This window comes from Lysinibacillus sp. FSL K6-3209, from assembly GCF_037976175.1.
Taxonomy (GTDB): Bacteria; Bacillota; Bacilli; order Bacillales_A; family Planococcaceae; genus Lysinibacillus; species Lysinibacillus sphaericus_D.
The window spans coordinates 1,385,163-1,402,138 of record NZ_CP150264.1; the positions used below are offsets into that span (position 1 = coordinate 1,385,163).

Here is a 16,976-nt window from a genome sequence, read left to right on the forward strand (position 1 = left end):
GTTTTAATGTGTAAAAGATATTATTCTTTTGAAGTGTCTTCTGTTTTATTGTGATTTTCCATATGTTCTTTGTGTGTAGATGGTGCTTCCGTATCATTGGGCTCTGTTTTATCTTTTGATGTACCACATCCAAATAATAGTCCTGTTGCTAGAATTGCTGTAAATGTACCGATAAATAATTTTTTCATTCATTCACCTCATAATGTTTATACTTTTATTCTTGCCCTATTTTTTTACTTCATACATCGTTGCTTTGCAAAAAGATTACCGAGATTCTATTGTGTATATTGATGGTTTGTCAGGAGAAATATTATTCAAAGTTTTAGAAACAGAAAATGGCTAAAAAAGCTATATTTTAAAGTGCGTTTTACAAAAAGAGGCATTTGACAACTAACAGTTTATAGCTATTTGAAATCCTTCTATGCTAAGAACATGACAAGCAAACTGTTAGAGCTAGTAATAATGTGAGAGATTAATTGATAATGAATATCCATAATTGTATAATTTAACGAAAATAAGAGGAGAAGTCGTTATTACTATACTGGGGGAATCAATATGCCTTGTAAAAGCTGCTTAGTTTTAGAGTTACAGTTTGACATACAGTTAAAGGGACAACAAAATCTATCACTGATGGAAAAGGTAGTCAATTATTTTAAAAGAAGAGGCTTGTTGATTTCGGTAAAGGATGATTTTTTTATTATTCAAGAGTCAGGCGTCAGGGAGTTGCTTGATTTTTGCCATGATTATATGGATTTAGCGCAAGTTTATTTTCGTTTTGACAATAGAACGTGGCAACCTATTACAGAAATCGAGCCGATTTTAGAGATGAAGTGGATTGATGAAGTAATCAGGAAGAAATCTGTTATTAGCTTCTCTCAACCGATTGTCGATGCAAATGAAGAAATTTATGCTTATGAAATATTATCTAGGTTTCCAAGAGAGGATGGTTCTCTAATCTATCCTAATGAAATTTTTACTGCAGCGAGAAGTCGTGGACGGTTATATGCTCTAGATCGCATATGTAGAATGGCGGCAGTGCGCTATTCAGCAGTATTAAAGAAAAAGACATTTATAAACTTTATTCCCACGTCTATTTATTCCCCAGAGTTTTGTTTACAAACAACAGTACAATTAGCAAATCAATTAGGCATTGATCCGAATCAGTTTGTTTTTGAAGTAGTCGAATCAGACAAAGTCGATGACATTGAGCATCTAAAATCAATTCTCAATTACTATAAACAAAAGGGCTTTCAATATGCCTTGGATGATGTTGGGGAAGGGTACAACACGCTGGAAATGCTTGCAGACTTAAAGCCTCAATATATGAAATTGGACATCAAATATGTTCAAGGTGTTAGCGGAAATAGTGAAAAGCAAGCAGTAGCCAAGCAGTTTTTAGCGAAGGCCTTTGAAGTGAATGCGATTCCGTTAGCAGAAGGTATTGAGAGCAGAGCGGATTTTGAATGGTTAAAGGAAAATGGCTATCAGCTTTTTCAAGGTTACCTCTTTGGAAAACCGAGCATACATCCTCAACGGAAACTGTAAAATCATAAACAACAATATCTTGAATGAAGCTTATCTTGTACAAGCTTTTGTTCAAGGTATTTTTTTGCATTTTTTAGCTTCTTTATTATTTGCAAATTTTTGTACAGCAGTTGTATACTTGTTGTAGAATTCTTGTATAATATAAAACTGGATTACTTATACAAGAACATGACCATTTAAAACAACTTTGCAAATACTAGCTAACTTAAGGATATAGGGAGGTTTTATGATGAAAAAGAACAAAGAAATCATTATTGTCGGAGCTGGCCCAGGTGGGTTAGCATCAGCGATGTTGCTAACTGCAAAGGGTTTCGATGTAAAAGTATTTGAGAAAAAGAATTATATTGGTGGGAGAACGAGCGAAATACAGCTAGGCGAATACAAGTTTGATATGGGTCCTACATTTTTAAATATGCTATATATTGTAGAAGAGATTTTTGAACTTACTGGAAGAAATTTTCATGATTACATAGAGCTAATTGACTTGAATCCTATGTATGAGCTTATTTTTAGTGATAAAAAAATTAAAATGACACGTGACAGAAACGAAATGATTCGCCAAATAAATGAGCTTTTCCCGGGAAATGAAGGAAGCTATGAGCGATATATGAAGGAAACAAATCGCAAATTAGAAAAATTAGCCCCTGTTTTACAAACGAGTATGAATCGCTTTACAGATTTACTTCAACCAAAGGTTTTAAAAGCATTAGGAGAGCTAGAAGTCGGTAAATCTTTAATTGATACATTATCGCGCTATTATAAACAAGAAGAATTACAGCTTGCGTTTACTTTCCAAGCGAAGTATCTTGGTATGTCTCCTTGGGAAAGTCCAGGTGCCTTTTCGATTCTCTCTTATATTGAGCATGCCTATGGCGTGTATCATGTTAAAGGTGGCTTGAACAAGTTAACACAAGCGATGGCTAAAGTTGTACGTGAAAATAATGGTGAAATTTTTACAGGCACTGGTGTATCAAAATTATGGTTAGATGGACGTAAAGTAAGAGGTGTTATTTTAGAAAATGGTGAAAAAGTTGCGGCTGATGATGTCATTATTAACGGAGACTTTGCTCATGCCATGACGAATCTAGTAGAACCAGGTGTACTAAAAAAATATTCGAAGGAAAAGTTAGACAAGAAAAAATACTCTTGTTCAACATTTATGTTATATCTAGGTGTCAATAAAACATTTGATTTGCCACACCATACAATTTGGTTTGCTGAGGACTATCGTCAAAATGTGGAAGATATTACAAATGCCAAAATATTATCAGATGACCCTTCCATTTATATCCAAAATGCTGTTGTGACTGATCCAACCGTTGCACCACAAGGGAAATCAACGCTATATATTCTTGCACCTGTACCGAATAACTTTAGTAATATCGAATGGGAGAAATGTGAAAAAGACTATCGTGATATGTTAATAGGAATGCTTGAACAGAAACTTGGGGTTGACAATCTTGCGCAATATATTGAAGAAGAAAAAATGATTTCACCAAGAGGTTGGGAAGAGGAAATGGATGTATATAAAGGGGCGACCTTTAATCTAGGACATCAGTTAACACAAATGCTAACATTCCGTCCTCATAATAAATTTGAAGAGTTAGATCATTGCTGGCTAGTAGGAGGAGGTACGCATCCAGGAAGTGGATTACCTATTATTTTAGAGTCGGCACGTATTACGGCAAATGGTATTTTAAGAAAAGAGAAGATGACTGAATTTGCTGTCAAGCCATTACCAAAAGTAGAACTCTTTGCCCCTAAAATGCCAAAAGGGCATGGTAACGGCATTGATGCGGTACAAATTTAATGATAAATCTAGTTATCTAGCGTTTTCCTTTCATCGCACCGGAGTAATGTCTAAGGATTAAGTTCATAAGGTTAGTATGAATCTTTTTAAAAATACAAAAAGGTGGGGTAGCACAACTTTATGAGATGGCAACATTATATTTTTTATTTTTTTCTTATTTGGTATAGCTTCGGTGTGATTTTAGTAGGGTTTAATCTATTGCCAACATGGCTTGAATGGGCAAACAGTGTCTTTATTATCACAGCGGGTGTGCTTGGGGTTATTTATTTTGTTAGGGGATTTGGCGCAATTTATGGTGTGAGTATTAGTACACTCATTTTTAGCACAACGTTTATTGTCGAATATTTAGGATCTACCCATTCCATTCTTTTTGGCTCTTCAATAGTTTTCGCAGTGCTTTTTTTCGTCATCCCAATAAGAGTTCGATTGCATCAAACTTATACTTTGTAGGTGGCAGTACGCATCCAGGAGGGGGATTACCTCTTGTGACATTAGGTGGTATGCATGTAGCCGATGCAATTGTCAATCAACATAAGCGACAGTAATTGAAAGGAAATTCTTAGTTTTTATAGAATTGTTATAAGTGGGGTAGCCAGAAGGGAGAGATCATATGGGGCAAGTTAAAATATATGGTATGAAAGATAGCTTAAATCCTATTAAGGCAACATTATCGACGATTATTCATGCATGTATGGTAGAGGCACTTGCATTGCCTTCAGATAAGAAATTTCATCGCATTTTTCCGATGGATAAAGAAGATTTTTACTATCCAAGTGATAGAAGTGATGCCTATACCATTATTGAAATAAGCCTGTTTGAAGGTCGAACAGTGGAAACGAAAAAGCAATTACTTACATTGTTGTTTGACAAGATTCATAGTGAACTGCGTATAGCGCCTCAAGATATCGAAATTACGATTTTTGAAACGCCAAAGCATAATTGGGGAATACGGGGGCTGCCTGGAGATGAGTTAACATTAACTTATAACGTAAATATATGAGTTTTTGTATAGGTAGATTAATAACAGACCCTTGTAACAAACGGTTATCGAAATTTACTTAGGCAAGTACTAAACAAAAAGGGTTGAACAACGTGATAAGGAAAGGCTACTTCATAGACAAAGAAAACAATCAGATGTTTCACGATGAAGTATGCGTATCAAGTAAAATTTACGCTAATAATGTTACGTTACGGGAACTTGAACAAATGATTTTTAATGGCGAATTAGAAGAAATTTTTATCTGTCACTATCAAACGGAACGAATAAGTAAGTTAGAGCGTTTAGTAATGCATGATGTTAAGTCTGAATGGCGTACAAAGTATAAAAATAATATTAGCCTTGATGATGAAGCTTGCTTAAATGATTTTCCTAATGGCTATTGCTTTTTTGTAGAGCTTTGGAAAAGCGCTAAAGGTACTACTATTTTAGTGTTATTTCAATGTCATTAAAAATCAACCATTAGTAAAAATATTTTAGTAGCGGAGGAGAAAAGCTTCTTCCTAAGTGGATAACAGCAAAAAAAGTGTTAGATTGATTGTGGTCAATCTAACACTTTTGCATTTTCTAGCTATTTTTTATTTGTTTATTTCTATAATTTAATTGTCCAACCGAATGAATCTTCAAGCGTGCCATTTTGGATGCCTGTTAATGTATCGTAAAGCATTTGTGAAATTTCACCAATTTGACCGTTGTTAATTAGAATTTTTTCGTCGCGCCATTTCAACTCTCCGACAGGTGAAATAACCGCTGCCGTGCCCGTACCAAATGCTTCTTCCAAAGTGCCATTATGATAGGCTTCAACCACTTCATCAATTGAAATGCGACGTTCTTCGACTGGGATGTTTTTTGCTTTTAATACGTGCAGCATCGAGTCACGCGTAATACCTGGTAAGATGCTTCCGTTTAATGCTGGCGTAATGACAGTACCATTTATTTTGAAGAAAATATTCATGCTCCCTACTTCTTCAATATAAAGGTGTTCCTTGCCGTCAAGCCATAATGTTTGAGAGTAGCCTTCCTTATGCGCAATTTCTTGTCCTTTCAGGGCACTTGCATAGTTACCAGCGGTTTTTGCTTCGCCAGTTCCCCCCACGACAGCTCGTACAAAGTGCTGTTCCACCATAATTTTGACTGGATTAATGCCTTCTTTGTAGTAAGAACCCGACGGTGACATAATAATAATAAATTGATAACTATTCGAAGGGTGTACGCCCAAGTGAGGCTCGGTTGCAATAATAAATGGACGGATATAAAGAGATGTTCCTGGTGCGGTTGGAACCCATTCACGATCCAATGTTACTAATTGCTTTAACGCCTCTAACGCAAGTTCTTCATCAATTGCTGGAATGACGATACGCTCATTTGAATGATTTAAACGGTTGAAATTGCGGTCTGGACGGAATAATAGCACGCCGTTATCTACTGTTGCATAAGCTTTTAAGCCTTCAAATACAGCTTGTCCATAATGGAAGACCATTGCTGATGGATCGATAGAAAGTGGCTGATACGGGATAATGCGTGGATCATGCCATCCCATTCCTTCTGTATAATCGACTATAAACATGTGATCTGTAAAAAATTGTCCGAACCCTAATTGGTCTACTGCAGGTTTTTCTTTTGGGTTTGTTGTTAATTCTTTTTTAATTTCTAACATCGTCATATCCTCCGCGTCTTATGTCATTAGGTGATTTATCTATAATACTTAATAATACTGTTTATTTTAAATTAATGAAATACTAAGAATCTACTAATAATTAATAAAATTGCTGAAATATTTATTTAATTCAACAAATTCCAACATTACATAGATAAAGAAATGTTTTTTCATAAGGTGAGTAACACGTGTTTTAGTTGTGACGTCCAAGATAGGCATAATTAGAGTATTCAGCTTTCATATGCTAACTATGTATGTAATTAGCACGTCGAAACGATTATGATTGAAGTAAAGGTTTGGAAATTAAAGGGGGGGTACCTGTCCAAAGATAGCATAAAAAGACAGGATGATATTAATTGAATACGATAATCTTGAAGTAAGGAGTGAGGGCATTTGAGTTGGATTGAGTCGATTCAAAAGGCAATAAATTATATAGAAGAGCATTTACATGAAACCATTACGATGGAACAAATAGCACAAGAAGTAAATGCCTCTGTTTTTCATTTTCAACGGACATTTTCTATTTTAACAGATATGTCTATCGCAGATTATATTAGACGAAGAAGATTAACGTTGGCTGCCCAAGAGTTAATCAATACGGATAGTAAAGTAATCGACATCGCCTACAAATATGGCTACGACTCTCCTGAAGCATTTACCAAAGCGTTTCGTAAGCAGCATAATGTAACGCCAAGTGAAGTACGTAAACAGCAAGGACCATTACAATCATACAATCGCCTGATTATCCAGGTGACTTTGAAGGGAGCAGAACCAATGAAATATAACATTGTAGAGAAAGAAAAGTTTCAAGTTGTGGGTGTCAAAAGAACGTATAATTGCCAAACAGGTGAGAATTTACAAGGCATACCTCAATTTTGGAATGAACTAAATGGGCAAGGTATGGACGAGCAATTATTTACTTTAAACAACGGGCAAATCAAAGGGGTACTGGGTGTGTGTGTACCAGATGAAAACTATAAGGATAATCATTTAATAGACTATTGGATTGCAACGGATCACGTAGGGGAAGTACCTGAAAATATGTTAGCAATGGAAGTACCAGCATCGAAATGGGTTGTCTTTGAAGTGCGAGGCCCGATGCCAGATGCAATGCAAAATGCTTGGAAGAAAATTTTCTCGGAATGGTTCCCATCCAATCCATATGAACCTGCTGGAACAGCTGAATTAGAAGTTTATACGGAAGAAGATCCTACAAGTGAAAATTTATATTCGGAAATTTGGATACCGATTAAGTAGTAAGGCGGTGTCAGGCACGCAAATAATTCTCAAACAATTTGTAACATCGTAAAAAGTAGTGAGAGGCTGGGACATAACCTTAAAATCTTAAATAGAGGTACATGGGTTTTGATAAATTTTTGCTAAGAAAATATATAGAACATATTTACTATTATTTCTTTTGCAATGAATAATAAATTAGAAGGGTTCACTAGTTGTTGGTAGCGGAGGCGGTGACTCCTGCGGGAACGCACACAGCGTAAGACGCAACAAACCTGCGCGTTAGCGAGGGTTGCGGCTTACGTGTGTGCCCGCGGAAAGCACCGCCGAAGCGGACAATAACGGCGCAGCGAAAAAGTGTTAGATTGATGGCAGTCAATCTAACACTTTTTCTCTTTTGCCCCAGCCTCTTTTTGACTTGTTTGTCGAGCAGACTTAAAATTTTGTTCTAAAAGAAGTTATGGCGCAAATGAAATACTTTATAGAACAATTTAGCGTCCCTGCTCATTTTGCTGTTGGTGTTCATTTGTGGCAATAAACATTTTTGAAACCTATCATCACAGTATTTTGTTCTACCATATTTCGCATAACATTCGTCATGCTTCTTACAGCAGGAATCAACTGCATTTGTTGGTGCGCCTGGGCCTGAACATCCTGGTCCACAATATCTATAGCCTGGATAACAAAATCCTATTTTTCTATTCCTACTCATAGTAATAACCTCTTTTCAAAAAAGTTTTCATACTATACATTATGTAGCGTTCACATTTGAAAAGAGATGAAAAACTAGTGATAACTCAAAAAGAATGGATAAAGTAGTGAAAATTAAAGCGACAAAATATCACCATCATTCGGCACTGATACGGCATGTGCTAGTCGTTGCTCGTCTAGAAAATTAGTTAGCTGCGCTCGGCTTAATTTGCAATGATTGATGGTTTCAAGATGGACAACAACAAGCTTTGTGTTTGGGGATAAGCGAGCAATACGTGCAACATCTTCGCGCGTCATTGTTATTACAGTTCCCCATATCATCTGTGCCTCTGATGCATTTAAAATGGCGACATCCGGCTGCAACTCTCGGAAAGCTTTGTCTATAGCTGGTGTGAAAATACAATCGCTAACAATATAAATGGAACCTTCTTCCGTCGTATTTAAGAAAAAGCTAGAAACAGGTCCTAGTAATTTGCCAGTAATACCAGGTGCATGTCGTCCTGCTAGTCGTTTCAAGTAAATTCCTTCCCATTCATAACAATCATCGATAGCTATTACCTTTTTAAAACCTGCAGACCGTATTGCTGTGGCATCTTGGGGCTGACAAAAGACAGGAATCTGTTTGTTCAGGATAGCCATCGCTCTTTTATCCCAGTGGTCAAAGTGACGATGCGTTAATAAGATGGCATCCATATCTTCAAAAATGTTTAGTGGAACAGCTAATGGAGTTAATGGATTTCTACGATAGTTTCGAGTAAATGGCACGGGTGCAAGTTTGCTGATATCACTTAACATTGGATCAATTAGTATGCGTTTTTCGTTGATAAATAAAATCGACGTTGCGTGTCGAATATGTTGGAGGCGAATGGTCATATGAACTCCTTCAAGTGATTTATATTTTTACATACTCTATCATATTATGAAGTTTGTTTATACTAATTATGTAGAAGGTGGAGAACAGTTAAGGTTTTTGTAAGCTAATTAAAAAACTGCTGTAAGGTTGCGTAGTTATACTTGCGAAGGAGCAAAAAATACAGTATTGATGAAAGGAGTTATGGAGAATGAATCCAACCGTTACACAAAAGGAAAGGATTGTTTCCTTAGATATTATTCGTGGTTTAGCGTTATTTGGCATATTGTTTATAAATGTGGGGGCTTATCAGTTGGTAGTTGAAGGACAACCATTGCCTGTTTATAGCAAATTCAATAGCATGCTAGATACGGTAATTGATATATTTATCGAGAAGAAATTTTATTCGATTTTTTCTTTACTCTTCGGTATAGGTTATTATATTTTTACATCACGTGCTGAAGCTCGGGGGGATAAGCCGAGATGGCGCTTTGCAAGAAGATTACTAGCATTATTTCTTATAGGGATTGTCCATTTAATTTTTTTCTGGGGCTCCATCTTATCTGCTTATGCAATAATTGGTCTTTTTTTGTTGCCATTTTATCATGCAAAAGTTTCTACAATTAGCAAATGGCTATTTAGCTTGATTGCGGTTTATATTGTGAGCATATTAGGCCAAATGTTTATGCCAAATATAAGTATGTTATCAACAGTTTTTGGTTTATTAGGCAATGATATGATGACGATTTTTATTATGTTTTTAACTGGTTTTCTCGTTGCAAAAGCTAATTGGATAGGCAACGTAAGACAACATACTAAGCAAATTCAATGGGTGATTTATGTAACATGTCCATTGTTTGTAGGCTTATCTAGTTGGATTGGGTTTGCCTCTCAAAATCAAGATGGTCATCTTCAGTTACTACTTGGCTTAGGTGTAATCCCGACGACCTACTTTTATGTTGCTTGCTTATTGCTTATTTTAGAACATGAGCCAATTGTAAAAATATTAAAGCCTATTGGGCGTGTCGGACAAATGGCTTTTACAAACTACTTAGCTCAAAGCTTTATAGGGCTAGCTATTATAAAGTTAATGGGATTTGAAGTCATGTCGACTTCCCGTATAGTCATAATTGCCATTATGATTTTTGTTATTCAAATCATCTTTAGTGTTATATGGTTTAAATTCTTTAAAATGGGTCCGTTAGAAAAAGTGTGGAGATGGATGACTTATGGAAGAAAAGTATCGGTAAAATCATAAATAGCGAAAAATTAACGTCAGGGCATTATTGCACTGGCGTTTTTTGAAATAACAATCATATACTGTTACTATTGAAAGTATAAATTTGTAAAATCAATGAAACTAAATGACAAGTCATCCGTAAAAAAGATATCAAGAATAAGGGGAGTATAAATATGGCGAAACAATTAAAAAAATATATGGCAGTGACTACAGCATCGTTTATGGTGATGCAACTAGCAGCATGCGGTAATGTTGAAACGGAGGTAGTGAAGGAGTCTGACCCCGTTAATACGACCGATACGGTTGAAAATAATGCCCAAACGACGAACGAAGATGAATTACTTGATGTACATAACAGTGAAATGGCGGATGCTTGTGATGAGTGGCAAGAAAGTGATGATGGTTCATATGAATGTTTAGATGAAAATTCTCCGTATTACGCACAGCATTTCTTTAATGGGTTAATGTATGCTACTGCGGGTGCAATGATTGGCAGTGCCATTTACAAAAGTCGCAATTTAAAAAATGGCACGGAGCGTGACAATCACAGTGGCGGCGCGGCAGGATCGACGACGACTACGAATAAGTCGAATGCTACAAACTCGAAAAATGGCATCACAACGGGAGGTTCCTCATCGACGTCATCTGGTACCTCAACAAATGGTTCTAGCTCAAATGTAAATAGTTCCACATCAAATAATACGAATTCGAATGCTTCAACATCTAGTGGTTCAAATACAAATTCGAATAACACAAATTCTTATTCGAGCGGTCAGCGTTCATATTCCAATGGTTCTAGTTCCTCTTCAAGTGGTAGTTCGTATAATAGCTCTTCATCAAACGCTGGGAAATCAGGTTTCGGCTCTGGAGGGGCTTCTAGAGGAGGCTCGTCATCGTCCTAATCGACTGGAAAAGGAGGACGCACGATGGAACACGCTACATATAGTAAGCAACGGCTAAAATTCTATTCGCAATTTCCTAATTTCTTTTTTGATTTTGAAGATCTAGAATATGCTTTGTACGATGTGATGGAACTGCAAAAAGAAAAAATAGACGAAATTTATTACGCCACGAATATGCTTTGGCAAATCTTTTTAAAAGTTGGAAAACAATTTAAGCATTTAACAGATGAACAGCTTTTTGCTCTTGGCATTCGGTCAGAAATGATGCCTTATATCGAATTGGATTATTTACAGCAACAGTCCATCCTTGCTCGTTTTGATTTTATTTGTACGGAGGAAGGCGATATAAAATGTCTAGAACTGAATGGAGAAACACCATTTCTTGTCCAAGAAACGTTTGAAATGAATGAACAGCTCTGTCAGCATTTCCAACTAGAAAATCCTAATGATGTATCAGCATTGCAAAAAACGCTTTCTGGTGCACTTTTTGCCGCAATGCATTATTTACATGATGTTAAAAAACCTAAAATAGTTATTACAGGAAAAACGGCTGAAGAGGATTTTGAGGAATATTGCCAGGTGAATTTTTTAAAAACTTGTGTCCCATTTGATATTGAATATGTACCTATCCAAAAGCTAATTATTTTTGCTAAAGATACGCCTAGCGTAATGAGAGGGCTTTATACACCTTCGATGGAAAAAATCGATATTTTATATCGCCCTGCACATCCAGTGGAGTTTTTAATTGACGATATAGCATCTGATGGTGAAAGAATCGGTCTGCAATTATTAGAACTTGTAAAAGATCGTAAGCTTGCCATTATTAATGCGCCAGCGGCCTATGTTCTTCAGTCCAAAATTTTATTATGGCTGATTTGGGAACGAAAAAATGATCCGCTATTATTTAATGCGGAGGAGCGGTCTGCAATTAATAAGTACATGTTACCAACCTATTTGTCCGCAGAGCCTTTTGTAGCAGAAGGAATGCCTTTTGTGAAAAAACCTGTCTATTCTCGTGAAGGCAATACAGTCGAAATTTATGCAGGAGACGGCTCGAAAACAAATGCATCTGCCTATACACATTATGATGATAATTTGTTTATTTACCAGCAGTACGTTGAAATGCCTTCCATCAATATTCAACAGACGGATGGCTTCCATTCTAAGAAATGGCTCATTGGCTCTTTTATCGCGGATAATCGCGCATGTGGTTTGTCTTGTCGCGTGGGCAATCAAATTACCGAATGGGATTCCCACTGGTTAGCTATAGGCTATAGATAAAGTAAAATCCACTTTGCTTTCCGTAAATGTAGGAGGCTAAGTGGATTTTTACCTTACATGTTAGTTTATTAATCGTTCCAGCCTTTACAGACATCAATCCATTGTTGATAAGGTGTATACGCTTCTAGCTCTTGAATGCTAAGTTCAATAGCAGAATTGCTACTACCACAGGCAGGAAATACTGTTGCGAAGCGTTTAAGTGATTCATCTAAGTAAACGGCAACCCCATCATTTATACCGAATGGGCAAACCCCACCAATATCATGTCCAATACGCTCATTTACTTCTTCCTTGGCAAGCATTTTAGCCTTCGTGCCAAAAATCGCTTTATATTTAGCATTGTCAATTTTGGCATCACCCGCTGCTACAATTAAAATCGCCCCATCATTTACAAGAAATGATAGTGTTTTAGCGATACGCTCTGGTTCACAGCCAAGTGCTTTTGCAGCCATTTCAACGGTTGCTGAACTTTCACTTAGTTCCTGTATTTTATGTTGTAAATGCCACTGTGCGAAATGCTCGCGTACTTTTTCAATTGCCATTTAAAACCCTCCTTGCTGTGTTCTTTATCTATCTTAACATAATTTTCAGAATTTAAAGTTAGGAATGGTGTAGCACTATGTAATTGCTGATAACCGTATAATAATAGATTGATTAAGAAATCAAAATATAAATGGAAAATATGGTAAAATTCATTTATTATCTAATTTCTAAAAAGGGTGAAATGTTATTGATAAAATATAGGGGAATATTTACTGCATTTATTCTAATAAGCATCATTTTACTGCTAGCATCGTGTACACAAACAGAAAAATTCTATAAAAAACAAAATATAGAAAGTATCATTACCACATTCGAACATCCCGAAACTAAGCAAAAGTATAAAATCGTCAATGCCTATAAACTTTATGATAACTATAAAGATAAAGTTGAAGGTAACCCAGAGCAATCAAAATTGGAAATTTATAAAGAAGAGGTTATTAATCCAATCTATAGTGATTGTTTTGCCAATGCAGAATATCTTTATATGGCTGATCAAGTTCTAAATGCAGCCCCTGATCGCTTTGAAGAAATTGAAAAAATAAACGAAAAAATTGACAGTAAAAATACAGAAAAGATTATAAGAGAAGCACTTTTCAAATCTTCAAATCTTATTCCTTCTCAGAAGGTAACAACGATATGTGTCCTCCCTTCTACAAATGAAAATACAAGTTTGCTAACAGTTGGGGCAAATAAAATATTGGTTCAATATCATGAAAGTTTTACGGATGACTATTTAAGAATAGGAATAGCGCATGAATATCATCATAGTATTTGGGCGGAGAAGTACCAAAGTAGAGATAAAGCTATTACTGTACTGGATAATCTAGCATTTGAAGGGAAAGCGGTTATGTTCGCAAATCTAGTTTATCCTGATATTCATTTACCCTTATTTGATTTATCTTTAACATATAATAAAGAAGATTGGTCGAAAATTGAAGGAGATCTCGATAGTGAAGACATAAATAGGTCATCAGAAATTCTTTTTGGGGGAAATGAGCTTCCTATAAATTATGGTTACAGTGAAGGCTATAAAATGGTTAAATCCTATCTTGATTTACACCCAAATATAACGCCAAAGGAATGGATTGCTCTAAGTGCGAAAGAAATTTTTGAAAAGGGAAATTATATTAAACATTATCAATAGCGCAATAAATGGTACATAACAATGGTGTTCTATTGAGTTGCCAAGGTAGCCAGTTCTTAAATAGGGTGTACAATAAGGTTTTGTTGTGGAATATTTTGTGAATTTCTTTATGTTGGCAACGTCCAATTAGGAAAACGTTTGAGTGAGGAAGTGGAGTACTTGAGTTATAGAAGAATTATTTCTTTTGTGATTATTGTAAGTATGCTAGTTATAGCCATTTTTCCATGCAAAGCAAACGCAACAAGTTGGGCATATCCTTTCGTTGTTTGGGACAATTATATTTATGTGATAAGCGATGAAAATATAGATACTATTAATAAAGAAATTGGAGAAGTCACGAAGTATTCCGATATGGAACAATATGAAGGGAACTTTTCAAATGAATATCCAATAGGGACGAAATATTATTCAATTGTTGGTATTAATACGGATGATGCAATTGCTGTACAAGTTGGAGACAATCAGTATATCAAAGCCTTCCGAGAAGGACCCTATACTTACAAAAAAAGCTATATACACTATATCTTTAAAGGTTTGGGGATTTTAGCGTTTTTATTTGTCGTATTCTTTATCTTTTCTCAAACTCGCAAGAAACTTTAGCAATCCATTTGTTGGATAAGGAGGAATACCTAATGAAGTATATTAAAGGCTTATATGGAGCACTTGTACTAATGATGGTCGTTATGTTAATAAGCACAACTATATTGCAAGATCAATATTCGGGGATAGCTATGTTCATTTGTCTAGGATTATTTTTAATTGGCACAGCCTTTTTTATAAATGCCAAACATTTAAAGAATGAAGATTTATGAAAGATTACACCTATACAGATTTGCTGCATGATCTAACGATGGGTAGAGAAATTCATTTCATTTATAAAAAAGAAAATTACTATATAGGTCGTGGATCTGGTCAGTTTATGTTTTGGAAATTCTATGATTCAACAAGTGAAATAATTGGCGAAGACGCTGGAGATTTACTTCGAAAGATTAAACTGGATGGTCAATTAATCAAGGAATTGTGGGATTCCATTGAAATTGATGTTTATTAATGTTTGAGCTGACTAGGAATGAAAATTTGATATAAAAGGTTTTTAGTGGAAAAAAGGTATAATTAAAAAGTGTGAAGAACAGCAATCGTTAAAGGAGGCGTTCAGTATGGAAAATACGAGATTGAATGTGAATGGTTACAAGGGGATAACGCCTTACTAACAAAGTTATTTAGCGTTTCCCCAAAAGTGAAAGGGGAAAATGAAGATGGAACAAAATGTCCAAATTGTCGAATTAAATGCAGAAAACTGGTATGACTGTTGTGAACTAGAAGTATCACCAGAGCAAAAAAAATTCATGGAATCCAATGCAATCTCAATTGCCCAATCAAAGTTTGAGCCTACTTTAAAGCCATACGCTATTTATTATAATGAAAAAGTGGTTGGCTTTTTAATGTACAATTCGGTTCAAGAAGAACTTGATGGTTATTGGATATATCGAATAATGATCGATAAGACCTTCCAAGGCAAGGGTATTGGAAAAGCTGCAACTACGTTAATGCTGTCAGAGATGGCTAAATTACCGAATGCAAAGAAAATAATTGTAGGTTATCATCCAGAAAATTTAGAAGCCCATCATTTGTATACAAGTTTAGGATTTATGGATGAAGGGGATAGATTTGGTAAGGAAATGGCAGTAATAAAGATAGTAGAATGACCGGTTTGATAGAGTAGTTGAATAAGGAATAGGCCATTCTTTGGTCCTTTTCTTTTATGGAGGTAGGATTTATGGACGGTAATTATAAAGGTTATATCGATATTCGACTGAGCGGTGGAGATATACAATTCGACGTTTCCGATGATACGCAGCTATTTCGTTTTCAATCAGGTATAGGTTTTGTAGCAATTCCGCATTTTTTTATAACGTTATCGGCACTTTATAAAGGAGAAATCAGCGAGGCACAGCTAGATTGTCACGGGAATGCTGATTACTATTTATTTTCAAGTGATGGTCAAAACCTTTATATTAAACATGTAGGCCATTATCCACAACGTACAGATACATATCAATTTAAGCTAAAGGCTTATATGGAAGCTATTTCTTCAGCATTTCTAAGCTATCTACAGCAACTTGAAAAGGAAGGGATATTACCTTTAAAAGAACAAGAATTTGGTCATCCATTAGGTGATGATGTATTACAAGCTTTTGATAGTTTTTCTGCAATTTTAAGTAGCTGAGTTCGTGGTAATTTGCGACTATTTATTGGATGGTATACTTTATGTGAAAGAACGTCACAGTATATTTTAGCGAGGGATTCAATTATTATGATGAACATTGTACCACCTAAGCCTTTTTTCTATAAAGGTGGAGAGCAAGCGGTTTTATTATTACATTCTTTTACAAGCAATACGATTGATATGAAAAAATTAGGAAAGTATTTGCAACAACACAATTATACTTGTTATGCACCTTTGTACAAAGGACATGGTTTACCAGCAGAAGAATTGCTGACGTTTGGACCGAGTGATTGGTGGGAGGATGTACGACAAGCTTACCAGTTGTTGAAGGATGAAGGGTATGAAAAAATAGCGGTAATCGGCCTTTCTCTTGGTGGCGTGTTTGCCTTAAAAGTTGCTCAAGAATTAGAGGTAAATGGTGTTGTGACAATGTCCGTACCAAGACATAGGGAAGCTTTATTTCTTCAAAAGCGCGCCTTTTATTATGCAAAGGAATACAAACGACTCGAAGGAAAAAACGAGGACCAAATAAATATGGAAATGGCCCTTCTACAAAATTTGCCTAACCATGCATTGGTGGAATTCCAACAGTTAATTGATGTAACAATGGATAAATTAGCATTTATTACAACACCTATTCAAATAATGTATGGTGTATTGGATGATCCATTGTATAAAGAAAGTGCCGAAGTTATTTTTCACAACGTTGTGTCGCAGCATAAAATAATAAAAGGGTATCCAAACTCTCAACATTTGATGACATTAGGATTAGATAGGCATAACATAAACCATGATATACTTGCTTTTTTACATGATTTAACGTGGTAGTTTCA

At 35.6% G+C, this 16,976-nt stretch carries 21 protein-coding genes; 16 read left to right on the plus strand and 5 right to left on the minus strand.

The annotated features are described in order from the left end of the window. Window positions 1-20: 20 nt before the first annotated feature. Window positions 21-188, minus strand: a complete 168-nt coding sequence (locus MHH88_RS06510; RefSeq protein ID WP_339261928.1) for a hypothetical protein — start codon at window positions 186-188, stop codon at window positions 21-23. 367 nt (window positions 189-555) lie between these two features. Between MHH88_RS06510 and MHH88_RS06515 the strand changes: the two genes are divergently transcribed. The 5 genes from MHH88_RS06515 (at window position 556) to MHH88_RS06535 (ending at window position 4,804) form a co-directional block, all read left to right on the plus strand. Further along, entirely contained in the window at window positions 556-1,545 is a 990-nt protein-coding gene (locus tag MHH88_RS06515) for an EAL domain-containing protein (protein ID WP_339261930.1), read from the plus strand. Window positions 1,546-1,774: 229 nt separating this feature from the next. Beyond that, window positions 1,775-3,355 carry a phytoene desaturase family protein gene (gene crtI, locus MHH88_RS06520; protein WP_339261932.1) on the plus strand — a complete coding sequence of 527 codons (1,581 nt, stop codon included), beginning with the start codon at window positions 1,775-1,777 and terminating at the stop codon, window positions 3,353-3,355. Between the two features lie 120 nt (window positions 3,356-3,475). Next, the gene (locus MHH88_RS06525) at window positions 3,476-3,805 is read left to right on the plus strand and encodes a hypothetical protein (RefSeq protein WP_339261933.1); all 330 of its coding nucleotides are present in this window, start codon (window positions 3,476-3,478) and stop codon (window positions 3,803-3,805) included. A 160-nt stretch (window positions 3,806-3,965) separates the two neighbouring features. Next, window positions 3,966-4,355: a tautomerase family protein gene (locus MHH88_RS06530; RefSeq protein ID WP_339261934.1), complete on the plus strand. Its 390-nt coding sequence runs from the start codon at window positions 3,966-3,968 to the stop codon at window positions 4,353-4,355. 134 nt (window positions 4,356-4,489) lie between these two features. Further along, window positions 4,490-4,804: a hypothetical protein gene (locus MHH88_RS06535; protein ID WP_339261936.1), complete on the plus strand. Its 315-nt coding sequence runs from the start codon at window positions 4,490-4,492 to the stop codon at window positions 4,802-4,804. Between the two features lie 140 nt (window positions 4,805-4,944). Here MHH88_RS06535 and MHH88_RS06540 read toward each other — a convergent pair whose 3' ends face one another. Further along, the gene (locus MHH88_RS06540) at window positions 4,945-6,015 is read right to left on the minus strand and encodes a branched-chain amino acid aminotransferase (RefSeq protein ID WP_339261937.1); all 1,071 of its coding nucleotides are present in this window, start codon (window positions 6,013-6,015) and stop codon (window positions 4,945-4,947) included. A 387-nt stretch (window positions 6,016-6,402) separates the two neighbouring features. Here MHH88_RS06540 and MHH88_RS06545 point away from each other — a divergent pair, with 387 nt between their 5' ends. Further along, complete coding sequence (locus MHH88_RS06545) at window positions 6,403-7,266, plus strand: AraC family transcriptional regulator (RefSeq protein WP_339261939.1); 864 nt, start codon at window positions 6,403-6,405, stop codon at window positions 7,264-7,266. A gap of 427 nt (window positions 7,267-7,693) precedes the next feature. Here the strand turns inward: MHH88_RS06545 and MHH88_RS06550 are convergent, their stop codons facing one another. Then, entirely contained in the window at window positions 7,694-7,957 is a 264-nt protein-coding gene (locus tag MHH88_RS06550) for a Parvovirus coat protein VP1-like protein (protein ID WP_339261940.1), read from the minus strand. Window positions 7,958-8,070: 113 nt separating this feature from the next. Beyond that, window positions 8,071-8,829 carry an MBL fold metallo-hydrolase gene (locus tag MHH88_RS06555; RefSeq protein WP_339261942.1) on the minus strand — a complete coding sequence of 253 codons (759 nt, stop codon included), beginning with the start codon at window positions 8,827-8,829 and terminating at the stop codon, window positions 8,071-8,073. A gap of 188 nt (window positions 8,830-9,017) precedes the next feature. Between MHH88_RS06555 and MHH88_RS06560 the strand changes: the two genes are divergently transcribed. From MHH88_RS06560 to MHH88_RS06570, 3 genes are all read left to right on the plus strand, one after another. Continuing rightward, window positions 9,018-10,064: a DUF418 domain-containing protein gene (locus MHH88_RS06560; protein WP_339261943.1), complete on the plus strand. Its 1,047-nt coding sequence runs from the start codon at window positions 9,018-9,020 to the stop codon at window positions 10,062-10,064. Between the two features lie 155 nt (window positions 10,065-10,219). Next, window positions 10,220-10,948, plus strand: a complete 729-nt coding sequence (locus tag MHH88_RS06565; RefSeq protein WP_339261944.1) for a hypothetical protein — start codon at window positions 10,220-10,222, stop codon at window positions 10,946-10,948. 24 nt (window positions 10,949-10,972) lie between these two features. Next, window positions 10,973-12,229: a glutathionylspermidine synthase family protein gene (locus MHH88_RS06570; RefSeq protein WP_339261945.1), complete on the plus strand. Its 1,257-nt coding sequence runs from the start codon at window positions 10,973-10,975 to the stop codon at window positions 12,227-12,229. 68 nt (window positions 12,230-12,297) lie between these two features. Here the strand turns inward: MHH88_RS06570 and MHH88_RS06575 are convergent, their stop codons facing one another. Continuing rightward, window positions 12,298-12,771 carry a YbaK/EbsC family protein gene (locus tag MHH88_RS06575; RefSeq protein WP_069512049.1) on the minus strand — a complete coding sequence of 158 codons (474 nt, stop codon included), beginning with the start codon at window positions 12,769-12,771 and terminating at the stop codon, window positions 12,298-12,300. A gap of 131 nt (window positions 12,772-12,902) precedes the next feature. Here MHH88_RS06575 and MHH88_RS06580 point away from each other — a divergent pair, with 131 nt between their 5' ends. The 7 genes from MHH88_RS06580 (at window position 12,903) to MHH88_RS06610 (ending at window position 16,971) form a co-directional block, all read left to right on the plus strand. Then, complete coding sequence (locus MHH88_RS06580; protein WP_339261947.1) at window positions 12,903-13,916, plus strand: DUF2268 domain-containing putative Zn-dependent protease; 1,014 nt, start codon at window positions 12,903-12,905, stop codon at window positions 13,914-13,916. A 159-nt stretch (window positions 13,917-14,075) separates the two neighbouring features. Beyond that, window positions 14,076-14,516 (plus strand): hypothetical protein, encoded by a 441-nt coding sequence (locus tag MHH88_RS06585; RefSeq protein WP_339261949.1) that lies wholly within the window; start codon window positions 14,076-14,078, stop codon window positions 14,514-14,516. A gap of 32 nt (window positions 14,517-14,548) precedes the next feature. Next, window positions 14,549-14,728: a hypothetical protein gene (locus MHH88_RS06590; RefSeq protein ID WP_024361441.1), complete on the plus strand. Its 180-nt coding sequence runs from the start codon at window positions 14,549-14,551 to the stop codon at window positions 14,726-14,728. A gap of 20 nt (window positions 14,729-14,748) precedes the next feature. After that, the gene (locus MHH88_RS06595; protein WP_339261951.1) at window positions 14,749-14,967 is read left to right on the plus strand and encodes a hypothetical protein; all 219 of its coding nucleotides are present in this window, start codon (window positions 14,749-14,751) and stop codon (window positions 14,965-14,967) included. 205 nt (window positions 14,968-15,172) lie between these two features. Beyond that, entirely contained in the window at window positions 15,173-15,622 is a 450-nt protein-coding gene (locus MHH88_RS06600; protein WP_069512043.1) for a GNAT family N-acetyltransferase, read from the plus strand. 71 nt (window positions 15,623-15,693) lie between these two features. Further along, window positions 15,694-16,143 (plus strand): hypothetical protein, encoded by a 450-nt coding sequence (locus tag MHH88_RS06605; RefSeq protein WP_339261955.1) that lies wholly within the window; start codon window positions 15,694-15,696, stop codon window positions 16,141-16,143. Window positions 16,144-16,230: 87 nt separating this feature from the next. Beyond that, window positions 16,231-16,971 (plus strand): alpha/beta fold hydrolase, encoded by a 741-nt coding sequence (locus tag MHH88_RS06610; RefSeq protein ID WP_339261957.1) that lies wholly within the window; start codon window positions 16,231-16,233, stop codon window positions 16,969-16,971. Window positions 16,972-16,976: the final 5 nt, after the last annotated feature.

Excerpts from the sequence above, each read along its gene's own strand:
- MHH88_RS06565 (WP_339261944.1), top strand. The coding sequence starts at position 10,220 with ATGGCGAAACAATTAAAAAAATATATGGCAGTGACTACAGCATCGTTT.
- MHH88_RS06535 (WP_339261936.1), top strand. The coding sequence starts at position 4,490 with ATGTTTCACGATGAAGTATGCGTATCAAGTAAAATTTACGCTAATAAT.
- MHH88_RS06570 (WP_339261945.1), top strand. The coding sequence starts at position 10,973 with ATGGAACACGCTACATATAGTAAGCAACGGCTAAAATTCTATTCGCAA.
- MHH88_RS06610 (WP_339261957.1), top strand. The coding sequence starts at position 16,231 with ATGATGAACATTGTACCACCTAAGCCTTTTTTCTATAAAGGTGGAGAG.
- MHH88_RS06510 (WP_339261928.1), bottom strand. The coding sequence starts at position 188 with ATGAAAAAATTATTTATCGGTACATTTACAGCAATTCTAGCAACAGGA.
- MHH88_RS06540 (WP_339261937.1), bottom strand. The coding sequence starts at position 6,015 with ATGACGATGTTAGAAATTAAAAAAGAATTAACAACAAACCCAAAAGAA.
- MHH88_RS06600 (WP_069512043.1), top strand. The coding sequence starts at position 15,173 with ATGGAACAAAATGTCCAAATTGTCGAATTAAATGCAGAAAACTGGTAT.
- MHH88_RS06580 (WP_339261947.1), top strand. The coding sequence starts at position 12,903 with ATGGAAAATATGGTAAAATTCATTTATTATCTAATTTCTAAAAAGGGT.
- MHH88_RS06530 (WP_339261934.1), top strand. The coding sequence starts at position 3,966 with ATGGGGCAAGTTAAAATATATGGTATGAAAGATAGCTTAAATCCTATT.
- MHH88_RS06605 (WP_339261955.1), top strand. The coding sequence starts at position 15,694 with ATGGACGGTAATTATAAAGGTTATATCGATATTCGACTGAGCGGTGGA.
- MHH88_RS06525 (WP_339261933.1), top strand. The coding sequence starts at position 3,476 with ATGAGATGGCAACATTATATTTTTTATTTTTTTCTTATTTGGTATAGC.
- MHH88_RS06590 (WP_024361441.1), top strand. The coding sequence starts at position 14,549 with ATGAAGTATATTAAAGGCTTATATGGAGCACTTGTACTAATGATGGTC.
- MHH88_RS06515 (WP_339261930.1), top strand. The coding sequence starts at position 556 with ATGCCTTGTAAAAGCTGCTTAGTTTTAGAGTTACAGTTTGACATACAG.
- MHH88_RS06555 (WP_339261942.1), bottom strand. The coding sequence starts at position 8,829 with ATGACCATTCGCCTCCAACATATTCGACACGCAACGTCGATTTTATTT.
- MHH88_RS06560 (WP_339261943.1), top strand. The coding sequence starts at position 9,018 with ATGAATCCAACCGTTACACAAAAGGAAAGGATTGTTTCCTTAGATATT.
- MHH88_RS06550 (WP_339261940.1), bottom strand. The coding sequence starts at position 7,957 with ATGAGTAGGAATAGAAAAATAGGATTTTGTTATCCAGGCTATAGATAT.
- crtI (WP_339261932.1), top strand. The coding sequence starts at position 1,775 with ATGAAAAAGAACAAAGAAATCATTATTGTCGGAGCTGGCCCAGGTGGG.
- MHH88_RS06575 (WP_069512049.1), bottom strand. The coding sequence starts at position 12,771 with ATGGCAATTGAAAAAGTACGCGAGCATTTCGCACAGTGGCATTTACAA.